Below are 25,943 nucleotides of genomic sequence, written 5' to 3'. Positions count from 1 at the left end.
ATACGGAGGTCACAATTCGCATCATTATAGAAACGATCCGGTGAATGTTGTGTTCATTGACCTGTGTCAGCATGTATGGCATATTTTTGGTTAATGAGTTCGTCTTTCAAATTTTAATTGCTGCAGCAAAATGTTCCTTCAACAATGAGAGTGATTTTTAGCCGGAGAAATTTCACCATTTTGTTCCGGGCCTCATGGATATTATTATTAGTTATGTTTTCTGCCTCTGTTATAGCGCAGCCATTATCAGTTACTAATCTTTCCGGATTTTATCGCAATGGACAGGTGTTTTTAACCTGGCAGAATATTGAAGATTCGCTCGTATATTATAAAGTATATCGTTCCAACCTTCCCATCACCAACACCGATCAGCTTGCAGCGTGCGAATATCTGGGTTGGACGAATTCAGAATCTTCTAAGGATCACAACCTCTCAAAGCATGATGGAATAGTGCACTTTTTAGTGATTGACTCAGGATCCGCTCCGCTCACCAAGTCAACCGGATTATTTGTGGCAACTACTCTTTTGGATGGCAATTATTATTATGCCGTTACAACAGTAAACAATGGCATTGAGCAGAAAGACATTACCGTTGGCGTCAATGCATTACAAAATCCGGTTTCAGAAAAGGTGGCGGAACCGCAACCTGTCTTTCAGCAGCAACGTTTGATCAGTGAAAAAGAGGTTGAAATCTATGCCACGTTCGCAAGCAGCAAGTATGCGATCGGTCAACCATTGATGAATGAAGCAGGATTTATCACCAACGATTTTATTCTATACAGAAATGGCGCTACCGGAGGTCAGCATCCTATCAGAATTCGTTTTCATGGAGGTGGGGCAGATTTTTTCTACAACGTACTCAATGTTAAAGAAGATGAAATCAATCTGAATCCTGAAGATTTTCTTCCGGGCGGAGATAATTCAAGCTGGTGGGGAGCCAATGAAAACTATAACATTTTTAATTCTGATAGTAATCTGGTGCCTCCTGTTTCCGGTATCAATTACAATTTCTGTCATCAGCGAATCACACAACTGATTAACTGGGTTATTAAAAACCTTCCCGTTGATAGTAACCGTATTTATCTCGAAGGAACTTCACTCGGCTCCATCGGTGCTTTTTATTATACCATGCTTTATCCTGAACGAATCGCAGCCATAAAATTGAGCGGCAGCGTTTTTGATCTTTCTTTTCAGAATGATTACAACCCTGTCTGCTCGCTCAATCCCGGAATGAGCAATCGTGTGAACGGGGACAATAAATTTGGAATGGTAAGCACCAACCTGTCAAGCAACTTAGGAATCCCGTTCTATAATTTGGTGGATGGAAACTGGCTCCTTCAGAATTTCAATGAAAAAGATTATCCCGTTATCTACAGTGTGAATGGCAAGAATGATTCGATAGTCGGTTGGACCGAAAAAACTTATTACTATAATTCAGTAAATGCAAATCACACCGGTGGTTATTATTTCTGGGATGGACGTGGACACGGTGGTGGCCCTGAATTGGTATGGAGCGATGAGAATTTTAATATATTAAAATACAGAAGGAATGTTTTATTTCCGGCATTCGCCTATTGCAGCACCAATGAAGATCCGGGCGATGGTCATTCCACGGATGGTGAAGCGTATGGCACCGTCAACGGGTTTCTTGATTGGAAGGACAACATCATTGATGATTCTTCCTTCCTGCGGATCACACTATTTATGAAAGATCTGATTAAGCAGGACAAAACAATTTATCCGGCGCCGGATAATTGTACCGCGGATGTCACTTTGAGAAGAAGACAGGTGTTCCAACCTTCACCTGGCGACACGCTATGGTGGAATGTCCTCCATAACAATTCAGTTATTCAATCCGGAATGCAGGTGTACCAGGGAGGCATCATCACTATTCCGCAGGTGTTCATTTATAAAGACAGCATTCAATTAACCGTAGCCACCGATTCCGTCAACTTATCAGGAAATGTGCAGGATGCGGCTTTGTTCACGTATCCCAATCCTGTAACTGCAACTGCGATTATTCAATGGAAGGTGACAACACCCGGAAAGTGCAGTCTCAAAATTTATGATGTAGCCGGAAGATGGATCAGGACACTTGCTGAGGCAGATATGGCTGCAGGCATTTATCAGTCATCCTGGAATGCCGACAATGGCCAGCACGCTGCTGTGAATACTGGCATTTATCTCCTGCGGCTCGAAACACCTGATCATTCGGAAACGAAGAAGATAATGGTGTTCCGTTAAACACTGTTCTGAAGTAATCCATTGACTCCATCATTATTATCTTAACGTAATGATATGATTTAAAAAAATTCATTCCGGCTTTCGAAAAATTTATTTCCTAAATATATTTTTGCCGGAAAGTGATAAACAAATTAAGGATTCCGGATTTTTTTTCAATCCTTACTGAAAGTCAACCGGCAATCCCAACTGTTCCCGCATCACACGATCCACATTGTTGTGATGTACCCAATAATCGCTCATCATAGTTTTGTTGAGTGTTGCAGTGGTGGTCAGCAATTTTCCGTCAAAGCCTGCAAAGGTTTCATCCCAACCTGTAATTTTATAAGGAAATGCTTTTTCAAAATGAATATTCAACGTATGCTTTTGTTCAGCGTAATCAATGGTATAAATATTTTCATCCCCATTTTCTTTCACGGATAAATTGGCTACCTGAACACTTAATGGAATATGTGTCATCCGCGTATACAAACTTCCCGGCAATAAATGCTGCTCACCAACCGGTAATTTTTCAGGCGCCATTCTGATAAGGTTCCACAATTCATCTTCAGGAAAACAATCCTCGAAATTTTCTGTATGGTCGCCTTCATCTTCAAAATATGAATTCGAAACAACATGGTATTTATTGTTCTGCCTGTTCATTTGCATATAAGTAATACCGCACCATTCCTGCACATTGGCAGCCACTTTTACTGCTTCCGGATAATTATAGAGATCAACCGGTGAGAAAACAGAAAGCATCATCGAGTACGGATAAATTCCGGTGTTAAATTTCTTCACCAGGTTTAACTTCATCACTGGAAGTCGATCAGCTCCTGCAGCTTCAGGACGATCCAGCTTCACCTGTTTTGATTGAGAGAAATCTTCAGTCACAAAAATGGTGACTGCATTTCCTTCATGTATTTCACCATAACGCGCCTGCTTTAATTGATAGGAACACAATTCAGCTTTGCCTGCATACCAGTAATTCTTAAAAGCTTCCGATAGTATAAACGGATCTTTAACTTCTTGAACAGTCACAACTTTTTCGTTCGCGTTTTCTTTTGCGCCTGCAAACTCATTGCAACTTTGCAGTAATGTGGCAACATTTAAAACAGCTATACTAATCAGCCAAACCAGGATCCTTTTCATAATCAAGAAATTATTTTGAAATGCATTGTGCAATTTTATTTCACAAAGATACAATGCAAAGGCCGGACAACTTTGAAAAGCAGTCCGGCCTCTTTCAAATAATTACCTGTTATCCGTTGTACAACTCTTCGTAGTATTCATCAACCATGCGGTTGGATTCAAACATCGGAAAAACACCATGCATGCTTTGCTTCATCATTTTTATCCACGCCGAAGGTTTTTTATAATACATGGGAATGATCCGGTGTTCAAGAATTTCATAAAGCTGATTCATGTCCTGCACATCCTGAATGTGGACAGGCGCATTTTGATCTGCCCAGGGAATAATAAAAGAATTTTCTTTTGTCGCATACTCCGGTATCCATCCGTCATCCGTCGAAAAATTAATCGCACCGTTCATCGCAGCCGTCATTCCAGAAGTACCCGATGCCTCACGCGGCACGCGCGGTGTGTTAAGCCATATATCCGCCCCTGCTTTTAATTCACGCGACAGGCGGAGCTCGTAACCAACAAGCACCGCCATGTTTTTATATTTCTTTGAAAGGTGCACCAGACTGTTGAAAGTGGAAATAGCTCCGTAGTCTGTCGGATAAGGTTTTCCTGCCCAGATAATCTGAATCGGTTGATCGGTACGTGTCATCAGTTTTTCAAAACGGTCAATGTCCTGCGCAATCAGATCGGGACGTTTATATCCCGCAAATCGTCTTGCCCATACAATAGTCAACACATCCTCATCAAATATTTTCCCGGTTTGATCTGCAATTGTTTCAAACAGTTTAACCTTTAGCGCCTTCTTTCGCTGAACAAGATATTTGTAACGGTGTTTGCTCATATACTCATACATAATGCTGTCGACCCAGTAACGACCATTCTGTGAATTGGTGATGGCAATAATGGGGCAAATGTCATCGTATTTCGACCACATTTCTATGGAAACCTTCCCGTGCAACTGCGATACTCCGTTGGCAAGTCGCGCAAACCGCAGCGCGCATAGCGAATGATCAAAAACGTCTCCAGTGGTCTTCGTCAGCTTCCTTGCATCCTCCAACGATAATCCACAGAAGAATCCAAGTTTTTGCAGCAGGTATATATCATGTTTTTCATTGCCTGCTTCTTCAGGTGTGTGTGTGGTAAACACCAATCTTTTTTTTACTTCCGTCAGACTCTTGTATTTCTGATACAAATAAAACGCTGAAGAAAAGCCATGTGCTTCGTTAAGATGTATCACTTCCGCATTAAAGCTGAGGTAGTCCAATAATTTTGAGCCACCAATTCCAAGCAAAATAAACTGCGCAATTTTAGCGGCGCTGTCAGGATCATATAAATGATGGCTGATGGATTGTGCGAGGTAATCATTCTCAGGCAAGTCAGTACTGAGAAAAAACATAGGTACAGTTTGGAAATAATGTGGTGCCAGGTATTTCGCCGTTACCCAAACCGGATGACTGTTTATTTCTATCGTGAAGCGAATGCCGGTATCTTCTAAAAAGGAATAATTTTTTTCGAGGAAAAGTACATCCATGGACTGATCCTGTTTGCGGATCTGATCATAATATCCATGCTTCCAGAGTATGCCAATGCCGATAAGGTTTTGTTGTAACTCGTAAGCACTCTTCATATGTGAGCCGGCCAGAAAGCCCAATCCGCCGGAATACGTTTTCAGCGATTGATCAACGGCAAACTCCATACTGAAGTAGGCAACACGTTTTGAATACTTGGGATTGTACGCGTAAGGATGCTTGTATTTTGTTTCAAAAAGATTCATGATTAGAATTTTGATTAAAAAAAATTGCTCCTGTTTTGTAAAGCGGGCGCTAAAATATCAGAAGAATTTGGTTTATCATCGAAGTCTGTAAGAATGAAGGATTATACACGTTGAAGAATTATGATTGAAATCAGGTTTCATAAATTATATCGACTCGAATAAATTCTGTGATACTCTTTAAATTACAATTTGCAAAAGCAGTTGATCAAGCAGATTTAAACAGGTGAGCGAATTCATGACAGTAAACTGACACCCAAAACTACGTTTCATAACATACCGTAAGGTATCTTTAAAAAAAATTCTACCTTATGAAAAACATGCTACGCACTTTGGTATTTATTTCTTTGATCCGAATCTCTTTTGCACAAGTCACTTTTCATTTCCCGCACACGGAAGCCACATGGGGACAATTTAATGGTGTTTATTATGACAGCCCTTTTGGAAGCGATTATTACATCGGTTCAAGCAACCAATATGTTGCCGGGGGCGATTCTCTGCTGAATGGTTATACCTACATTAAAATGTACAGTGCCGATGCGGCCGGCAACATTTTTAATATGCCGCCAAGATTAATTCGTGAAGAAGGAGACAAAGTTTATTACTTCTTCGCAAATATTGACAATGATACGCTCTTATATGATTTCTCACTGCAACCCGGCAACGTTGCACAAGTGTATTCAGATTATCCTAATTATTCGCTAATGGTGGATAGTATTGGACAAATCATGATAGCCAATGAGCTCAGAAAATGCATTTACTTTAGTGAGCCAAGCGGATACGCTGTTTTTGATCAGACTAATTACTTCAGCGATAACCATGATCCTGTGGTATGGATGGAGGGAATTGGCAGCAATGATGGATTGTTTTCACCGGGCGGAGGTTGGAATATTGTGGATGGAATTGGTTTTCTAACCTGCTTTAAAGAACATGACTCATTGAAATACGGCATTGAGTGTAACCTGATTTATAATGGTGATAAAATGCCGGAAGCCAACAGCTACTTTGAAATTTTTCCCAATCCAACATCAGGAAAAATTTCCATAAACAATAACAATGTTAAAGCCAGGGAAACAGAATTGATTCTCTATTCATCAACAGGAAAAAGAATCTGGAGTCAATTAATGACAGCTTCCGGCAGCATGCCTGAATCAGTTGACCTGGCCACTTTTCCAAACGGACTCTATTTAATGCAGGTAAGATCTTCTGAAATAAACCTTATGGAGAAAGTGCAACTGATAAAATAAGCGTCATACTGAAAAAGGGAGTTGAAATCACTTCCGCTTGTTTACTGAACAGCGGGTTGATGAATGATGATGAACGAAATCAATTCATCCAAACTGATTCCCGCACGTTCGCTCGCATCTGCAATGTCATCACGCGAAACATTTGCAGCAAAGCTTTTTTCTTTCAAGCGCTTCTTGACGCCTTTCAATTCCATGGCTTCATATCCATTTGGCCGCATGAGTGAATACGCATGAATCAATCCTGATAATTCATCAAATGCATAGAGCATCTTATCCATTTTTGTCACAGGCTCTACTCCAAAATACTTCGGACCATGGGATGCTATGGCGTGAATAATCTCAGGGTCTACATTCCTGGTTTCCAACTCGGCTATAATTCGCTTGCAATGTTCATTGGGCCATTGATCCCAATCCGCATCATGCAGCAATCCGGCTGTCTCCCAGGCCCATTGCTCCTTTTCATTCAAACATTCGCGCTCAACAGCCCACGCTTTCATCAATGCTGCCACCTGTTTCATGTGCAGTTTCAGGCGGTCATTTTTTACCCATGCATCTAAAATTTCATTTGCATCAGCGCGCGTAATATTCAATCCGGTGTTGGCAGGATTTCCGAATTGAGATCGTCCAAGTGAAAGAGTTGTCATGGTAAAATATTTGTCGGGTTGAAGTTAATGAGCTTCCAACAAAAATCATTATCATGAAACAAGTCCCTGATTTAATGTTTAGGCGTTAGTATCGTGCACTTCAACCGATCTGTTATTTTTGCACGTGCGAAAAATTTCAGCAGATCTTTTAATATCAGTTTCCACACCGGCCCTGATCAAAGGAGTAGTAGTGTTGGATGATGATGGAACCATCGTTTTAATTGGTGAACGAAAAGATTTCGATCCCGCTGATCTGGAAATATATGATGGAATCATTTGCCCGGGTTTCATCAATGCGCATTGTCATCTGGAACTTTCTTACATGAAAGGAAAGATCGCGGAGAAAAAAGGAATCGCTCAATTCATTATCGACCTTATTGATTACCGGAATGGCTTTTTGCTTTCGGGGGAAGACCTGATTGTAACCGATGAGATTGATACCGCCATCCGGAACGCAACTGCAGAAATGCAGGAAAATGGCATTATCGGAATCGGTGACATTTCGAATGAACGTTACACTTTCAGCACCAAGGCAAACAATCCGTTACGCTTTCATACTTTTATTGAGTGCCTCGGATTTTTTCCTGATAAGGCAGAAAAATATTTTCAGCATTCAAAGGACGTCTTTGAAAAAGCACGCGCATTAAAACTTGCTGCATCCATCACGCCACATGCGCCTTATAGCGTGCCTCCCGGATTGTTTCAAAAAATTTTTTCTTACCAGGAAAATAATCCTGCCATCTACAGTTATCATAACCAGGAATCAGCAGCAGAGTCAACCTTTTTTAAAAACGGAGCAGGTGATCTTCTGAAAGTGTTTCAGCATTTTAATATTCCTTCCTCCATCCATTTTCCTACCGGGAAGAACAGTCTGCAATCTGTGATCAACTATTTTCCCGATAGTAAAAAAACACTTTTTGTCCATAACACTTTTTCTAATGCAGATGATATTCTTCTCATCACTGAACGACTGCCGGAAGCGTACTTTTGTTTTTGTCCGAATGCAAACCTTTTTATTGAAAACCACTTACCGGAATTTTCATTATTTGCAAATTATCACGACCGCATTTGTATCGGAACAGACAGTTATGCTTCCAATCATCAACTCTCCGTGCTGGAAGAAATAAAAACGATACAGCGGTATCATCCATCTTTAGCTACGATTGATTTGATAAAATGGAGTACACTCAATGGTGCAAAGTTTTTCGGATGGGACCGTGAATTAGGGAGCATTGAAGCCGGAAAAAAACCAGGGCTTAACCTTATCATCAACACCACACCTTCCTTTCAGTTTAAAGAAAATACAACGATTCAAAAATTAATATAGCAATTGCACAACCTTTTTGGAGAATGCATGTTAAATCACCGTAAATTTTTCTACCGGATTAAATGGCTCTTCTGATTAACGACTAAAGAAAACCGGTGTAATTCCTAAGGGTATACTATTTTTTTTCCCGGTTCTACTTTAGTTCCACGACGCTGAATAGTATTTCAACGCCTGAGGACTTTTTATATCTCCAACTCTACAATATCACCCTTCCTCGTTCGTCGACTAAATCATGTCTTTTGTCAAACAATCGTTTAAATCAATCGAAAAAGTAAAGGAAACTTTGGAAATTAAAATTGTTTCCATAGTTTTGTCGCCGATTTATGAGTAACCACAGTAAAGAAAACAGCAGCAACACCCGCGAACGCATTCTGGAAGCAGCACAGGAATTATTTTACAGTTATGGGATCCGCAGCATCACCATGGATGACATCGCCAGGCATTTGTCTATTTCAAAAAAGACGATTTACCAGTATTTTGAAGACAAGCATCAGATAGTGCATATGCTCTGCAAGTTGGATTGTGCCAGCAATGTTGAACGAATGCTTTCCATAGCAAACAACTCACTGGATGCCATTGATGAAATCCTTCAATCGATGGAGTTCCTGAGCGACATATTATCGAAGATGAACCCAAACCTTATCTACGATCTGCAAAAATATCATCCTGAAAGCTGGAAAGATTTCAACACATTTCGTGAACAGCATTTACTTGGAACAGTGGAAACCAATTTGAAAAAAGGTATTAAACAAGGTCTTTACCGTTCAGATATCAATGTCAGAATTATTGCAAAGCTAAGAGTGGAAGAAATTCAAATGGGACTTACGCCTGCTCTCTTTTCACCTTCAAAGTTTAACATACATGAAGTGCAGATAGCCTTGCTCCAACACTTCCTCTATGGCATCTTAACCATGCAGGGCATCAGGTTGCTTGGCAAATACAACACAGGAAAAAAATTAAAAAAACAAAAGGTAGTAGCATGAAAAATTTATTTATTCCGGCAGTTTTCGTAGTGGGATTCTTCCTGAACACAAGCGCCCAATCAGTATCCGGTGATACTTTACGAATGACGCTTCGCCAATGTATTGATTATGCAAAAACGGAGCAGGTTACTGCTAAGAATGCATTATTGGATGAAGAAATTTCCAGGCGCCAGTCGCAGGAATATACGGGTATTGCACTTCCGCAGATAAGTGGAAAATTTGAGTTTGCAGATTATCTCAAACTTCCTACCTCTCTTATTCCCGCGGAGTTTTTTGGTGGCGAACCCGGCACCTACCAGGCCATTCAGTTTGGAACGCAGTACAATGGTACTGCCAGTTTAAGTGCCTCTCAGCTTTTATTTGACGGAAGGTATTTTCTGGGATTGAAAGCCACTAAAGCACTTGCTGAACTTAGTTCCAAGAGCGTGGACAGAACTGCTATTGAAATTACAGAGAGTGTAATGAAAGCTTACCTGACAGCCTTAATCACTAAAGAACGATTCGATCAACTTAAAATAAACGTAGCGAGCCTTCAGCAAACACTCGATAATACAAAAGCCTTGTATAAAAGCGGATTTGTGGAGAAAGTAGACGTTGACCGTATCACTGTAGGTTTCAATAACCTGCTTGCGGAAAAAGATAAAATTGCCAAGTACAGTCTGGTCAGCAACGACCTCTTGAAATTTCAAATGGGAATGGACGTGAATCAAACATTGATTCTTACCGATTCGTTGTATGAAGCTGACTTTGAAACGATACTTCAGAATGCTGCTGCTCCTGATATTAATAATCGTATCGAATACCAGATGCTGGAGACTTCCCGCTCACTTGCTGAGATGAATGTTAAGCAATACAAGGTGGGTTACCTGCCTACTTTATATGCAATTGGCAATTACAGCTACCAGGCACAGGTGAATGAATTCGACCTGATACCTTCCAGCAAATGGTATAATACAGCATTCATCGGTTTCTCGTTTAACCTTCCGATTTTCGATGGATTACAGAAAGCAAGGCAGATCCAGCAGGGCAAATTGAGCATGATGAAAAAAGAAAATGACATCGTCAACTTCCAAAATGTAATGAAGCTCGAAGTCAACACCTCAAAATCAAATCTCGAAAATGCCATTGACGCTTTGAATGTTCAGCGAAGCAACCAGGAACTGGCGGGTGAAATCGTAACTATTTCCCGCAAAAAATTTGAATTGGGTGTAGGAAGCAGTTTGGAAGTTACAGATGCTGAAACATCTTTTAAAGATGCTCAGGCCAGCTACCTAAGTGCTTTGTATGATGCCTGGACGGCAAGAATTGAAATGGAAAAAGCTTTGGGCACGCTTGTAAATAATTACGGAAAATAAATCCAGCAGTAAAAAATTATAAATAAAACAACATTCATTTTTAAACTGATTTCAATCATGATGAAAAACCTGTTATTAATACTTGCAATTGCTTTTACAATTGCATCCTGCAATTCTTCCGGTGCCGGAGATAAAAAAGCAAAACTGGAAAGCCTGAAGAGCGAGCAAAAAGATCTGGAGAAACAAATCAAGGATCTGGAAACAGAAATAGGAAAAGAAGCAGGATCAAAACCGGTTGAAAAGCCAGTCCTGGTCTCAGTGACCGAAGCCGCTGCACAACCCTTTGAGCATTACATTGAATTGCAAGGCAAAGTAGATGCTGAAGACAATGTAATTGTTACTCCGCAATTACCCGGAACAATTCAGAGTGTTTTCGTGGTAACAGGACAAAATGTAAAGAAAGGACAGGTGCTTGCAGCCCTTGACCCTGCCACTATCAATGCGCAAATTGATGCATTGAAGAAAAGCCTCGAGTTGGCAACGCTGCTATATGATAAACAAAAATCACTCTGGGAGCAGAATATCGGCACTGAGGTACAATACCTTACTGCTAAGAATCAAAAAGAATCTTTGGAGAAACAAATGAGCGCTTTGAATGAGCAATACCAATTAACCAAACTGGTGTCACCCATTAATGGTGTAGTGGACAACGTGGACATTAAAGCAGGGCAGGTGGCAGCACCGGGTTATGCAGGCATCAGGGTAGTGAATTTCAGCAATCTGAAAGTGATAGGTGAAGTTTCAGAATCTTATTCCTCGATGATTCATCAGGGCGACAAGGTGAAGATTTTATTCCCTGATCTGAACCTCGAACTGGATTCTAAAATCAGCTATGCCGCCAAAGTGATCAACTCCCAGTCGCGCACCTTTACTGTTGAATCTAAACTCCCGGCAAAAGAAGCTTACAAACCGAATATGGTGGCCCTCCTTAAAATTCTTGATTATGAAAACAAGACAGCATTCTCTGTTCCTGTGAACCTGATACAAAATTCTGAGGAAGGTAGTTATGTGTATGTGGCGGCGGAAGAAAACGGAAGGCAAATAGCCAAACGCAAAACGGTTACAGTAGGCCGCATCTACAATGGACAAGCCGAAATTACCGGAGGAATCAGCGCAGGTGAAAAGGTTATTACAGTAGGTTACCAGGATATCATCGCAGGACAGGCGATAAAGTTTTGATCAGGTGATTGCTGAAAGGCAATAACGACTGTTTTTAAGTACTACAACACAACAGATAAAAAATGAAAGACACTTTTAAAGAATTTAAGCCAAGCAGTTGGGCCATTGATAACCGCACCACGATTTTTATATTGGTTGCGATGCTTACCATTATGGGAATCAGGGCCTATAATTCATTGCCAAAGGAATTGTTTCCTGATGTTACAATGCCTACGATTTATGTGGCAACCATCTATCCTGGTTCTGCTCCTACTGATATTGAAAACCTCATTACAAAACCCCTGGAAAAAGAAATCGGCGCTATAAATGGTGTAAATAAGATCACCAGTAGTTCGGTGCAGGATTTTTCTTCCATTCAGGTTGAATTTGTTTCAGGAACGGTACTCGCCGATGCCAATCAGAAAGTGAAAGATGCGGTGGATAAAGCAAAAAATAATCTTCCGAACGATCTCGATCCAACCTGGGGACCTGACGTAGCCAAAGTGGAATTTTCACAGATTCCCATTATGCAGGTAAACGTGAGTGGCGATTATGACCTTGCCAGTCTGAAAAGATATTCAGAGTTGCTTCAGGATAAAATCGAAGCTTTCCCGGAGATCAACCGTGTAGATATTATCGGTGCACCGGAAAGAGAAATTCAGATCAATGTAGATATGTATAAGATGCAGGCAGCACAACTGTCCATGTTCGATATCTACTCGGCTATCAATAGTGAAAACCAGATTGTTTCAGGAGGCACCATCAAGTTGGGCGATGTGCGCAGAAGCATCAGTGTGAGTGGTGAATTCAGCAGTGTAAATCAAATCGCGAATCTTACGGTCAACAACAAAAGCAATGATCCCATCTACCTGAGAGATGTAGCTGAAATCAAAGACAGTTTTAAAGAACAGGAAAGCTTCGCACGACTTGATCACAAAAAAGTAATCACCCTGAACGTGATTAAGAAAAGTGGTGCTAACCTGATTGAAGCTTCTGATCATATCCATGAGCTTGTTAATGATATCCAGGGAAAAGACATTCCTAAAGATGTTAATTTAACCATTACCGGAGATACTTCTACCACTACCCGCTCACAGGTGGCCGACCTGATTAATACCATCATTATCGGTTTTATACTGGTCACGTTGGTGTTGATGTTTTTTATGGGTGCAACCGACGCGATGTTTGTTGGACTGTCCGTTCCGCTTTCCATGTTTATCGCTTTTCTCGTACTGAGTGCTTTAGGTATGACCATGAATGTAATCGTACTGTTTGGCTTTTTGTTAGGTCTGGGAATAGTGGTAGACGATGCGATTGTAGTAATTGAAAATACACACCGCATTTTTAACAATGGCAAAGTGCCCATCAAGCTGGCAGCTAAAAATGCTGCAGGCGAAGTATTTGCTCCTGTGTTTTCAGGAACCATGACAACCCTGGCTCCTTTCTTTCCTTTGTTATTCTGGCCTGGTGTAATCGGATCCTTTATGCATTCTCTTCCGGTTACGCTCATACTCACACTCACTGCTTCTTTGCTGGTCGCTTATCTGATCAACCCTGTCTTCGCTTCTGCTTTTATGAGGCCTCATAATGAAAATGAACTTCCAAACAGAAGAAAGCAAATTCTCTGGTCAGGCATTGTGGCAGCAGTCGGATTGCTTCTTGATATCAGTGGCTACCTGCTGCTGGGAAATATATTAATTGCACTTGTTCTGGTTTACTGGCTGTACCAGTTGGTGCTGGTGCATTGGGTGCGTAGTTTTCAGAAGAAAGGATGGCCCGCCTTTCAGGCACGTTATGCAAATTTTCTTCGCTGGACACTAAAACACCCTGTGATTTTGTTTTCTTCCATTTTTGCAACACTTATTCTGGCAATTGGATTACTCATGGTAACCAAGCCGGGATTAGAACAATTTCCGACAGGTGACCCCAATTTCCTTTATGCCTATGTGGTAATGCCTGCAGGCACTGATCAGGCAACTACAGATTCTGTAGCTAAGATTGTTGAAAAGAGAATCTATAAAGTTATTGGAGAAAAAAATCCGATTGTAAAATCGGTGATCTCCAATGTGGCTGTCGGAGCAAGTGAAGATCCATTTGATCAAAGCGTAAGTACCAATAAAGCAAAAGTGTCGGTGGCATTTATTGAACCTGCTGACCGCAGAAACAGGAAGTCGGAAGTGTATGCTGAAAAATTCCGTGAAGCACTGAAAGGTATTCCCGGTGCGCAAATTTCCGTAGGCGCGGAACAAAACGGACCACCACAAGGCAAACCCATCAACATCGAAATATCAGGAGATAATTTTGACCAGTTGCTGACTACCACCAACAGTATCAAAAGATACCTTGATTCATTAAATATCCCGGGAATTGAAGAACTGAAAACAGATCTTCAGGCTAATAAACCGGAGATTACCATTGACCTTGACCGTGAGCGAATGAACAGGGAAGGAATTTCTACCCAAACAGTGGGCTTCGAAATGCGGAACGCAATCTATGGTTGGGAAGCAAGTAAATATAAAGAAGGCAATGATGATTTTCCGATTGTGATCAGGTATGATGAAGCACAGCGCAAGAATATTGATCAGCTCAAGGATTTGAAAATCACTTTCATGGATCAAACAAATGGCCAGGTTCGTCAGGTACCCTTGAGCGCGTTTGCAACAATCAAATATTCAAACACCTATTCAGGCATTAAGAGAATTGATCAGAAACGAGTGGTAACGTTAGGTTCAAATCTATTATCCGGATACGAAAGTCAGCAACCCGTAATTATGGGGCAGGTAACTGATGCACTTGAAAACTATCAGTTGCCGGAAGATGTCACAATCGGATATACCGGTGCAAGTCAGGATATGGAAGAAACGATCAACTTTATGGGTATTGCCTGGATTGTTTCGCTCTTCCTGATCATTATTATTCTTGTTGCACAATTCAATTCCGCTTCTAAACCACTTATCATTTTTGCAGAAGTGTTTTTCAGCATCATCGGTGTGTTATTGGGATATGGCATCACAGGCATGAACTTTTCAGCGGTAATGACCGGAGTTGGGGTCGTCGCCTTGCTGGGAATTGTGGTCAGAAACGGGATTCTGCTTGTGGAATTTACTGACCTGCTGATTTCGGAAGGAGTTGAAGTGAAAGCTGCCGTGGTAGAAGCAGCGAAAATCAGAATGACGCCTGTGGTACTCACTGCTACCGCAACAATTCTCGGAATGATTCCGCTTGCGATTGGATTGAACATCAACTTTTATGGACTATTTACGTCATTGAATCCTGATATCTGGCTGGGTGGCGAAAATGTAGTCTTCTGGGGCCCGCTGGCATGGACGATTGTCTTTGGATTGAGTTACGCGACCTTTATTACTTTGCTGGTTGTGCCGGTCATGTACTTGCTAAATGACCGCCTCAAGACATGGGTGTTTAAAAAACTTAATATAGTAAGACCTCAGCCTAATAAGGGAAATGCATCGGCGCCGGTGCATGCAATGATGGATAAGCATCCATTATAACATTAATAAAACAGGAACCGAACCCGGATTTTTCTACTGAAAAATCCGGGTTTGTTATTATTTAAAACTGCTTAGCATCCAAACAAATAGCCTGTTTAGCAACCCATTGCAGTACTGCCGGTCATCTATGGCGAATTCGTCAAATTAAGGAGCTAAATTCTGAATGAGAACATTCCTGAGCCATAGGATTTGCTGCTTACACAAATGCAGCATAAGTACCTGTTCTTTTTTGTATTTTCCTGTTCCGGAATGGAGCATGTATATTTGCTTCTGTTGCTGATTTTTCAGCAAATACTTTTTAAGACACCTTAATAATTTCAATACTGATTTCCAACGATTGATTTGCATAACGAAATCTCCGGCAGAAATACTTCGATTGATATTTAAAAGCGTTTGTCCTCTTTAACCTATTTTAATTTTCTGATCTTGAAAACATCATATTCAATAGTACTGCTTTTACTCTTTCCCATTTCGCTTTTTGCTCAATGGATTCCTCAAAGCACAGGCATCACCAATAATCTTCGCGGCATATTTGTTCTTAACGAATCCACCGGGTTTGCTGTTGGCGAAGCTTTTCCTCCCAACTTTGCACCCATTCTGAAAACAACAGACGGTGGTGCGCATTGGATACAAAAATCTTCCAACACCGCTAATGCCCTTCGCGATATTGCTTTCAACACCAACTCCAAAGGGTTTGCCTGTGGAATGTATGGCACCTTGCTAAAAACAACTGATGGTGGTGAATCCTGGGGAACAGTGCCTATTGGTACTACTGCAAGTTTGCGGGCTATTGATTTTCCTTCTAAAGAAATCGGATACGTAGCCGGTGAAGCCGGAGTATTTCTGAAAACAGTAGATGTTGGCGTATTCTGGGATTCTTTAAATACCGGTTTTACACAGGATTTGCTCGATATCGAATTTTTGAATAATGACACCGGCTTCTCGACAGGCAGTACAGGTTTTTCAAATGGTATTATTCTCAGAACACTCGACGGTGGCGCTTCGTGGCAATCCGTGTATACATCAACACAGGCGATACCGGCTTTGGCGGTAAGTGAAGACAATGTGATTTTTGCAGGTGGCGGAACTTCTCCAAATGGAGGACATGAGTTTATTGTTCGCTCTTCGGATGGTGGCGATACATGGGAAGAAGTTTTTACCGGGCCACCCGGATTTTCAATTCGCCGCGGAACATTCAGTTCAACTATTGCAGGTTGGTTTGTTGATGATGCCGGATCAGTGATCAGGACTAAAGATGGTGGTAACACATGGTCGGTAAACGATGTGAGTACAACCGGATTAAATGGAATTTTTTTTACTGCTCAGGACACCGGTTATGTTGTGGGTGCACTTGGCAGTATATTTAAGTACATTCCTTGTTCTGATACAATAACTCCATTGGGCAATATAACCGGCGAATCAAATCTTTGCTTTGGAACCACTACAACTTATTCAGTTGCTCCGGTTACTGGTGCCAATTCCTATGAATGGCAGGTTCCTTCAGATGCCACTGTAGTTTTTTCTCAGGGAGATACTTTAGTTGCTGTAACCTTTGGCGCAGAATCAGGGAATGTTACCGTAATTGCGGGTGCTGATTGTGATACATCGATTGCTTCATTTCCGGTTATCATCATTCCACCTTTGCAGGCTGACAGTTCCATATCCGGTGCGGCAAATTATTGCTATGGCGATACAGGTATTTATTTTATTCCACACATTCAGAATGCAGTAACGTATACGTGGTCTGTTCCTTCCGATGCCACTATCTTATCACAGAATGATACCATGATTATGGTAGCACTCGGCACCAGTTCAGGCATAATAAAAGTGACTGTTGCGGGTAACTGCGACACACTGATACTATCGCTTCCAATAACAGCACATACATCATTGCCTCCGGTGAGCGGAATAACCGGTATCACTTCAGTTTGCCTGACAGGAGTTGCTTCTTATCAGATTTCAGCTGTTCCCGATGCTTTTTCCTACGACTGGACACTTCCCGAAGGAGCCTCCATAATATATTCACAAGCCGACACTTTGATTGTAATTCAATTTGATTCCACTTCAGGAAATATTGGTGTTACGGCGAATGGATATTGTGATTCAGTTAGCACGCATCTTTTTGTAGAAGTGTTGGGCGAATTTTTACCTATCGATACTATTTATGGTTCCGTTACAGCCTGCGAAGGTGACCCTGTAAGCTATTTCATTCCTCCGGTTTCAGGCGCAACCGATTATGTATGGTCAGTGCCTGATGATGCAAGTATTTTATCAGGCCAGGGCGATACAATGGTAGTTGTTGCATTTGGATCCTCATCAGGTTTTGTAGCAATCACTGCAGGTACTATAGATTGTGATGCCGCAGTTGCATCTCTTTTTGTAAATGTTACGGCATCACTCAATCAACCCGGGGATATTATTGGCGTAAACGCACTTTGCAGCGGAGATACAGGGGAGTACATTATTTCTTCAGTAGCCGGAGCAGTTTCCTACTCGTGGACAATTCCGGCAGGAGCTACACTCATTTCAAATTTGGGTGATACGCTGATTCTGGTAATCTTTGGCGACATATCCGGTGATGTGGTTTTTTCTGCGGCTTCCACATGTGATACTGTCTCATCGTCTTTGTATGTGATGATACATCCCGGCGTTCCACCTATTCAGGGAATTATAGGCGATACTATAGTTTGCAGTGGTGATACTGCCACGTATAGCATTGGGGCAGTGGAAGGCGTTGACTATTCCTGGACGGTACCATTTGATGCCAATATTATTTCGTCGCAGGGCGATACAGTTATCACAGTTTTGTTCGGAAATTCGTCCGATGGTATTACCGTGGTGGCCGGCAGTGCTTGTGCATTACAGGATACCACTTTAATTGTAAATGTGATTACGATTAGTCCAATAGAAGCGATTACCGGCGATGTGAATGTGTGCAGCGGCGATACAGCTACTTATAGCATTGGTGCTGAAGCAGGTGTTCAATATTCCTGGACGGTACCTGCTGGTGCCACTGTTATTGCTTCTCAGGGTGATACTACCATAACGGTACTGTTTGGAAATAATGCGGGCGAAATTTCGGTGACCGCTGAGAGTCCTTGCGGTATACAGGACACTTCCTTGTTCGTGAATGTAATGCCTTTTGCTCCCATCCAGAATATAGTTGGTGACACATTGGTTTGCAGTGGTGATACTGCTGTTTATAGTATTGGTGCTGTGGAGGGTGTTAATTATTTATGGACAATCCCGGGTGATGCCTCCATCCTTTCTTCACAAGGCGATACTACTATTACAGTATTGTTTGGAAATGAATCGGGGGCAATTACTGTAGTGATGGAAAGTGATTGTAATGCACACGATACAACTTTAACGGTGGTTGTTGTCGCTTATCCTCCGGTACCGGTTATAACTTTTGTTAACAATGATCTTATTTCAAGCGCGCCTGCGGGTAATCAATGGTATTACAATGGTGCATCGATTGCAGGTGCTACGGCGCAAATTTACACACCTTCCCTAAATGGAACCTATAGTGTAATCGTCACTTATCCCCCGGGCTGTGCTACTGCATCAGAAAATTTTGAAGTCACCTCTATCGGCCTTCTTATCATCCCATCTTTTATTGAAATAATCGTTTCCCCGAATCCATTTGAAACGTATACTACTTTACAACTTGCCAATAATTATCAATTACATAACGGGAAGTTGCTGATTCAGGATATTCAGGGGAAAGTAGTTGTAACGCAAGATCACCTAAATGGAAATACCATTCCAATTTTCCGCGATGCATTACCGGGCGGTATTTATTACTTCAGGTTAACTGATGCAATGCATAATCTGATGGCGACAGGCAAACTGATCATTCAGTAATGATTTATTTTTTTGCAAGAATACACTCAATAAGTTTTCGCAGTTGATCATTTACCGACTATTGATAAATCATTTCAAAAAATTTCAATGCTTATTTCCGAAGCCCAGCAACAGGTAGATCAATGGATTAAAACTACCGGTGTCCGCTATTTCAACGAACTCACCAACATGGCCATGCTCACCGAAGAAGTGGGTGAAGTGGCGCGAATTATTTCGCGCAAATACGGTGAACAGTCTTTCAAACCTTCCGACAAGGAGAAAAACCTTGCTGATGAACTTGCAGATGTGCTATTTGTACTGATCTGTATCGCGAATCAAACAGGTGTGGATCTTACAGAAGCACTTAACAAAAACCTGGAGAAAAAATCAATTCGTGATGCCACGCGTCACAAGGAAAATGAAAAATTACAATGAATCTTTCTCCTTCTCTGCCATCTTGTCCAATATCCGGTAAACGGAATATAATTTGACTGCCCGGCAACATCTTGTTGCGTTTCATTCAAATTTCCATGCATTTGCTGTTCCTCCATGCCAATAAATCATTAGCTACGGAGACACAGAAAATGCACGGAGAATATTTCGTCATTAAAAATTTGTCGTGTATTCATTTGCTTTTGATTCCGCACCGTCGGATTTTTTAAATTAACTTTGTCCTCCTTTTTTATCGCTTGCTGATTCTTTAGTCATTCCTGCGCAAAAAACGCTGTTTCCGCTTCATTTCGTCGTAGAAACCATTTTTTTCCAGGTAATACAACTGATACTCAGGCATGTTGGGGATTACATTAAATGAAATACCATGTTTGGTTTCCTTACTAAATTACTCGGAGGCAATAAGTCGGATAAAGATGTCCGTGCCATTGAACCGATTGTTGAGCAGATTAAAACAGAGTTTGCCAAGCTCGAATCACTTTCGCATGATGAGTTGCGAGCTAAAACAACAGATTTCAAAGATCGTATTACTGCCCATATCGCAGAGATAGACGGTGAAATCAACACACTCAAAACGGAAGCGGAAAGTGAGGAAGTTTCTTTCGATCAAAAGGAAGAGTTCTATAAAAAAATTGATGGACTCGAAAAAGACCGCGACCAAAAGCTGGAAGACATCCTCAATGAAATTCTTCCCGAAGCATTTGCAGTGATGAAAGAAACTGCCCGCCGTTTTACCGAAAACACCACCATCACTGTTACGGCCACTGATCTCGATCGGGAATTTGCCGCGAAAAAAGATTTTGTAACCATTGCTGATGATAAAGCAATTTACAGCAACACGTGGCTTGTTCGTGGCTTGCCGGTTACCTGGAAAATGGTTCACTACGACGTGCAGTTGATTGGCGGTATCGTACTGCACCAGGGAAAAATTTCTGAAATGGCAACCGGTGAAGGAAAAACACTTGTTTCCACTTTGCCTTCTTATCTCAATGCGCTCACCGGTTTGGGTGTTCACCTTGTTACAGTGAATGATTATCTCTCCCGCCGTGACTGTGAATGGAATGGACCTTTGTTCCAGTTTCTTGGAATTACCGTCGATTGCATCGATAACTATCCGCCGCACTCACAGGAACGCCGCGCTGCTTATAACTGCGATATCACCTATGGTACGAATAATGAATTCGGCTTCGATTACTTACGTGATAACATGTCGCGCTCAAGAGAAGAGCTCGTACAACGTAAGTTGCATTATGCAATGGTGGATGAAGTGGATTCTGTATTGATTGATGATGCACGTACACCCCTGATCATTTCAGGACCCATTCCAAAAGGCGAAGACCAGCAGTTTCAGCAAATGAAACCGCGTATCTTAAAATTGGTGGATTCGCAGAAACGTGCGGTGAACCAATTTCTGAATGATGCTAAAAAATTAATTGAAGCAGGTAAGACCGGCGCGACAGAAGGTGGTCTTGCTTTATTGAGAGCGCACCGTGGCTTGCCGAAATATGGCAACCTTATCAAGTTTATGAGTGAAGAAGGCAACAAGGCCATCATGCTGAAATCGGAGAGCTATCACCTCACCGATAATCAGAAAGAAATGCCAAAAGCAGATGCCGAATTGTATTTCACGATAGATGAAAAAAATAACCAGGTAGATCTTACCGAAAAAGGTATCGAGTTGCTCACCGAAGCAGGTGAAGACAAAAGTTTCTTTGTGATTCCTGACGTAGGCGCGCTGATTGCCGATATTGAAAAAACAAGTGCATCGCAGGAAGAAAAATTATTGAAGAAAGATCAGTTGATGCAGGACTTCGCCATCAAGAGCGAACGCATTCATACTCTGCAACAATTGTTGAAAGCCTATACTCTTTTCGAGAAAGATAATGAGTACGTGGTGATGGATGGTAAGGTGAAGATTGTAGATGAACAAACAGGCCGTATTCTCGATGGTCGACGTTATTCTGACGGTTTACACCAGGCTATTGAAGCAAAAGAAAATGTAAAGGTTGAAGCAGCCACACAAACATTTGCCACTGTTACCCTGCAGAATTATTTCCGCATGTATCACAAGCTGTGCGGCATGACGGGTACTGCTGAAACAGAAGCCGGTGAATTCTGGTCGATCTATAAACTTGATGTGGTGGTGATTCCTACCAATGTAGAGATGATCCGAAAAGATGAGCAGGACCTTGTTTATAAAACCAAGCGTGAAAAGTACAATGCTGCCATAGATGAGATCATCAAGCTCAGCAAGGCAGGAAGACCGGTGCTGGTGGGAACTACCAATGTGGAAGTGTCAGAATTGCTTTCACGCATGCTGAAGTTCAAGAACATTAAACACAATGTATTGAATGCAAAGCAACACCAGCGTGAAGCGGAAATTGTTGCCGAAGCAGGTTTGCCGGGTGCAGTAACGATTGCCACCAACATGGCCGGCCGCGGTACAGATATTAAACTCGGTCCCGGCGTAAAAGAATCAGGCGGATTAGCTATTGTAGGTACTGAACGTCACGAAGCACGTCGTGTAGACCGGCAGTTACGTGGTCGTGCAGGACGACAAGGTGATCCGGGCACCACACAATTTTTTGTTTCACTGGAAGATGATTTGATGCGTTTGTTCGGCAGCGATCGTATTGCCGGCTTCATGGATCGATTTGGATATAAGGAAGGTGAAGTGATTCAGCATTCGATGATTACCAAATCCATTGAACGCGCGCAGAAGAAAGTGGAAGAAAACAACTTCGGTATCCGCAAACATTTGCTCGAGTATGATGATGTGATGAATGCGCAACGTGAAGTAATTTACAAGAAACGCCGGCATGCATTGTTTGGAGAACGCCTTTCCTATGATCTGAACAACATGGTGTTTGATCTTTGCGAAGAACTCACCGTACAACACCAGGATGCAAATGATTACGAAGCATTCAAATTTGATGTGATCCGTTTTCTTTCTACCGATACGCAGATTACTGCGGAAGAATTCAAGGGCCAGAAAGCTGCTGATTTATCTCACCGTTTGTATGAAGAAGTAACTGAAGTGTACAAACGCAAGATGCAGCATCTTTCCGACAGCATCAGCCCTGTGATTAAAGATGTGTTTATTAATCGCGGTGAAACTATTGAGAACATTGTGGTTCCGTTTACCGATGGTATCCGCGGCATGCAGATAGTTACCAACCTGAAGAAGGCCTATGAATCCGGAAGCCGTGAAGTGATCAAATCATTTGAGCGGGCCATCACACTTTCATTTATTGATGATGCCTGGAAAGAAAACCTGCGCCAGTTGGATGACCTGAAACAATCGGTTCAAAATGCGCGGTATGAACAGAAAGATCCTTTGCTGATTTATAAGTTTGAAGCATTCGAGCTTTTCAAAAAGATGATGGGAGAAATTAACCGCGAAGTGGTCTCTTTCCTCTTCAAAGCCGGCTTACCGAATCAACCTGTTCAACAGGTGAACCAGGCAAGGGTGCAGGAAAAAACAGATTACAGCAGGATGCGCGAAGGACGCGGAGCAGCCATGAGCAATATGCCTTCACCATCTGATAACAATGGAAGTGAAAACGGCAATGGAGTGGACGGACAAAACGAACCTCCGAAAAAATTAGAACCCATTCGCGTGGGAGCAAAAACAGGAAGAAACGATCCTTGCCCTTGTGGCAGTGGAAAAAAATATAAGAATTGTCATGGAAAAGAAGCGTGAAGGAATTGATATCGCAGCTAAAATAGACCACACTTTATTAAAGCCCGAAACCACACTGGAGCAGATCAAACAGCTCTGCGCTGAAGCAATTGAAAATCAATTTGCGACAGTGTGCGTACCACCTTACTATGTGCGCAATGCATTTGCCATTCTTGAAAATGAGAAGGTGAAAATTGCTACGGTGATTGGTTTTCCGTTTGGTTATTCCAGCGCTTATATAAAAGTGGAAGAAGCGAAACGTGCCATGGAAGATGGAGCGCATGAATTGGATGTGGTGATGAATCTTGGCGCATTTTATTCCGGCAACGATAAAGATGTATTGAAAGAATTACAAAGCATCACACAGTTGGCACACCTGCGTGGCAAAATGGTGAAGCTGATTATTGAAGCAGGATTATTATCCGAAAGTGATCTTAAGCGTGCCTGTGCGCTGGCAGTAAAAGCAGAAGTGGATTATGTAAAAACATCCACTGGCTTTGTCGGGCAAGGAGCTACCGTGGAGATGATTGAAACCATGCGTAAACTGCTTCCGAAAAAAATAAAGATTAAAGCCTCAGGCGGTATCAAAACAAAAGCACAACTGCTCCAGCTTATAGAAGCCGGCGCTGATCGTATTGGTACTTCTTCTGCGATGCAGATGATGGAGAAGGTGGAGGTATGAATTAAGAATTAAGAAGTTTGAAGTGGGGCGCTGAATAAATTTACAGATTACAAAACTCTTTTTGATGCTGTCAATTCATTGGCAGTTATTCTGTTAGCAGAAGGTCCATTCAAAGCAATCACCTCTCCCATAGTCATTCTAAAGGAACAAAGACCGCCCAACTCAATCACCTCTTGTAACCTTGTTCACGTTACCAACCCGCCAACTATTTCTTACCATTTAAAATCCCAGGCTATTCGGGAATAATGCATTGTTGTAAGGAGGTTCCTCCTGAATGACCCGCATTTTTTCATTCAGAAGGAACCTTGTTCACGTTACCAACCCGTCAACTATTTCTTACCATTTAAAATCCCGGGGCTATTCGGGAATAATGCATTGTTGTAGGGAGGTTCCTCCTGAATGACCCGCATTTTTTTTCTTTCTCACTTCGATGAAGAAGTAAAACGCTCCTCCAAAAACAACACTTTTTCTATAACCGAAAATTTGTTTCTTTACTGACCACAACACAGCGCAAACGAATCAGATGAATTATTTTTTACTTCACTACACAATGCTTCTTCCAAAACCAACTCTCATCTACCGTGAACGAAAAAGTAATTTCATTAATCAATTTTTCATGAAAAGCTTCGTAGTCGCACTTTTAATTTTTCTGCCAACACTGATGCATGCGCAAACAGGCAACATCATACTTGTCGAAGATTCCGGCGTTCAAAAAGTTCTGAAGCTCTATCAAACTTTTGCAACAGAAAAGCGCGCGGTGAATGGGTTCCGGGTACAGTTAGCTTCCAACAGCAACCGCACAATGGTGATGGATATGAAAAGTTCCTTCTCACAGGAATATCCTGATGTAAATTCTTATCTGACTTATCAGCAGCCGCAATTCAAATTACGTGTGGGTGATTTTGAAAAACGTGTTGAAGCCAATCAGTTCATGGAAGAAATTAAAAGCAGTTTTCCAAGTGCATTTGTTGTTCCTGATAAGATTCTGCTGAAAGGCATTCCCTGGTGAAAAATTTACGACATCCGGCGGATAGGTTGCTTTAATTCTGAGTCAAGCTGTATCCGATAGAAATCAAATGCCCATCCAACTCATCGGATAACACATCACTCAAAACGCTGCAAACTAACCGATGAGTTACCCTGCTCACAACCCCAGCAACTTCTGATTCAGAGTTTTCACAACAGCTTCTGTCATAGACGAGACATGCAGCTTGTCATAAATTTTTTTGGAATGGGTACGAACAGTCTCATACGTGATGCCCATTTGTGCCGCAATCATTTTATACGCCAATCCATTTACAAGGTGTGCCAGCACTTCTTTTTCGCGCGGGCTCAGGTGATAATCTTCTTTCTCCGGCAGTGTTTCATTTTGTTGAAAGTGGTGCATCACTTTTCTCGCGATTGAAGGCGTCATCGGTGCGCCACCTTCATAAACTTCCTGTATGGCTTCCAGCAAACGCGCCGGCGGTGTATTCTTTAATAAATATCCAACTGCTCCGGCACACAGAGATTCAAAAACTTTGTCCTCATGGTCGAACACTGTAAGCATGATGATGGGCAATGAAGGAAACCGCGAATGAATGCGTTGGACAGCTTGTATGCCTGTAACTTCCGGCATATCAATATCCATCAGCACCACATCAGGCGTTTCTTCTTCCAGCATTTCAATACAGCTTGTGGCATCAGAATAACTACCTGTCAATATAAATTTAGGATTGCTGCTGATGAGCAGTGAAATAGCTTCACGAATAGAATTACTGTCGTCGAAAATTACTACACTGATACCTTTCATGTTACAAAAGTGCGTGCTTAAATTGTGAATATCAATCCCGCAATCGGGGGATAGCAGTTGAGAATCAGGAATTATTATTGATCGCTTGAGTTGTTGTAATCATTAACTAATAATGAGTTGCTTTGAGTGATGCC

At 41.7% G+C, this 25,943-nt stretch carries 16 protein-coding genes; 12 read left to right on the top strand and 4 right to left on the bottom strand.

Annotation, left to right across the window (positions count from 1 at the left end; all coding sequences use genetic code 11):
* Nucleotides 1–144: 144 nt before the first annotated feature.
* Complete coding sequence (locus tag IPO83_09585) at nucleotides 145–2,244, top strand: T9SS type A sorting domain-containing protein (protein ID MBK9731527.1); 2,100 nt, start codon at nucleotides 145–147, stop codon at nucleotides 2,242–2,244.
* A 159-nt stretch (nucleotides 2,245–2,403) separates the two neighbouring features.
* Here the strand turns inward: IPO83_09585 and IPO83_09580 are convergent, their stop codons facing one another.
* Nucleotides 2,404–3,372, bottom strand: coding sequence for a hypothetical protein (locus IPO83_09580; protein ID MBK9731526.1), 969 nt, complete (start codon nucleotides 3,370–3,372; stop codon nucleotides 2,404–2,406).
* Between the two features lie 109 nt (nucleotides 3,373–3,481).
* Nucleotides 3,482–5,137 carry an alpha-glucan family phosphorylase gene (gene glgP, locus IPO83_09575; protein MBK9731525.1) on the bottom strand — a complete coding sequence of 552 codons (1,656 nt, stop codon included), beginning with the start codon at nucleotides 5,135–5,137 and terminating at the stop codon, nucleotides 3,482–3,484.
* A gap of 308 nt (nucleotides 5,138–5,445) precedes the next feature.
* Here glgP and IPO83_09570 point away from each other — a divergent pair, with 308 nt between their 5' ends.
* The gene (locus IPO83_09570) at nucleotides 5,446–6,381 is read left to right on the top strand and encodes a T9SS type A sorting domain-containing protein (GenBank protein ID MBK9731524.1); all 936 of its coding nucleotides are present in this window, start codon (nucleotides 5,446–5,448) and stop codon (nucleotides 6,379–6,381) included.
* Nucleotides 6,382–6,422: 41 nt separating this feature from the next.
* Here IPO83_09570 and IPO83_09565 read toward each other — a convergent pair whose 3' ends face one another.
* Nucleotides 6,423–7,025: a hydrolase gene (locus IPO83_09565; GenBank protein ID MBK9731523.1), complete on the bottom strand. Its 603-nt coding sequence runs from the start codon at nucleotides 7,023–7,025 to the stop codon at nucleotides 6,423–6,425.
* Between the two features lie 124 nt (nucleotides 7,026–7,149).
* Between IPO83_09565 and IPO83_09560 the strand changes: the two genes are divergently transcribed.
* The 10 genes from IPO83_09560 (at nucleotide 7,150) to IPO83_09515 (ending at nucleotide 25,026) form a co-directional block, all read left to right on the top strand.
* Nucleotides 7,150–8,352, top strand: coding sequence for an amidohydrolase family protein (locus tag IPO83_09560; protein ID MBK9731522.1), 1,203 nt, complete (start codon nucleotides 7,150–7,152; stop codon nucleotides 8,350–8,352).
* A 323-nt stretch (nucleotides 8,353–8,675) separates the two neighbouring features.
* Complete coding sequence (locus IPO83_09555; protein MBK9731521.1) at nucleotides 8,676–9,335, top strand: TetR/AcrR family transcriptional regulator; 660 nt, start codon at nucleotides 8,676–8,678, stop codon at nucleotides 9,333–9,335.
* Entirely contained in the window at nucleotides 9,332–10,690 is a 1,359-nt protein-coding gene (locus tag IPO83_09550; GenBank protein ID MBK9731520.1) for a TolC family protein, read from the top strand. The genes IPO83_09555 and IPO83_09550 overlap by 4 nt, the downstream gene beginning before the upstream one ends.
* Before the next feature lie 60 nt (nucleotides 10,691–10,750).
* A complete protein-coding gene (locus tag IPO83_09545; GenBank protein MBK9731519.1) occupies nucleotides 10,751–11,869 on the top strand; it encodes an efflux RND transporter periplasmic adaptor subunit in 1,119 nt (372 codons plus the stop codon).
* 62 nt (nucleotides 11,870–11,931) lie between these two features.
* Entirely contained in the window at nucleotides 11,932–15,357 is a 3,426-nt protein-coding gene (locus tag IPO83_09540) for an efflux RND transporter permease subunit (protein MBK9731518.1), read from the top strand.
* Between the two features lie 426 nt (nucleotides 15,358–15,783).
* Complete coding sequence (locus tag IPO83_09535; GenBank protein MBK9731517.1) at nucleotides 15,784–19,224, top strand: T9SS type A sorting domain-containing protein; 3,441 nt, start codon at nucleotides 15,784–15,786, stop codon at nucleotides 19,222–19,224.
* Nucleotides 19,225–19,311: 87 nt separating this feature from the next.
* Entirely contained in the window at nucleotides 19,312–19,638 is a 327-nt protein-coding gene (locus IPO83_09530) for a nucleotide pyrophosphohydrolase (GenBank protein MBK9731516.1), read from the top strand.
* A gap of 382 nt (nucleotides 19,639–20,020) precedes the next feature.
* Nucleotides 20,021–23,356 (top strand): preprotein translocase subunit SecA, encoded by a 3,336-nt coding sequence (gene secA, locus IPO83_09525; protein MBK9731515.1) that lies wholly within the window; start codon nucleotides 20,021–20,023, stop codon nucleotides 23,354–23,356.
* Between the two features lie 4 nt (nucleotides 23,357–23,360).
* On the top strand, nucleotides 23,361–24,017 hold the full coding sequence (deoC, locus tag IPO83_09520; protein ID MBK9731514.1) for a deoxyribose-phosphate aldolase: 657 nt from the start codon (nucleotides 23,361–23,363) through the stop codon (nucleotides 24,015–24,017).
* Between the two features lie 616 nt (nucleotides 24,018–24,633).
* Entirely contained in the window at nucleotides 24,634–25,026 is a 393-nt protein-coding gene (locus IPO83_09515) for an SPOR domain-containing protein (protein ID MBK9731513.1), read from the top strand.
* Nucleotides 25,027–25,161: 135 nt separating this feature from the next.
* Here IPO83_09515 and IPO83_09510 read toward each other — a convergent pair whose 3' ends face one another.
* The gene (locus IPO83_09510) at nucleotides 25,162–25,809 is read right to left on the bottom strand and encodes a response regulator transcription factor (protein MBK9731512.1); all 648 of its coding nucleotides are present in this window, start codon (nucleotides 25,807–25,809) and stop codon (nucleotides 25,162–25,164) included.
* Nucleotides 25,810–25,943 lie beyond the last annotated feature (134 nt).

The organism is Chitinophagaceae bacterium (assembly GCA_016717285.1).
Taxonomy (GTDB): Bacteria; Bacteroidota; Bacteroidia; order Chitinophagales; family UBA10324; genus JACCZZ01.
This window is presented reverse-complemented; position numbering and strand designations above follow the sequence as displayed.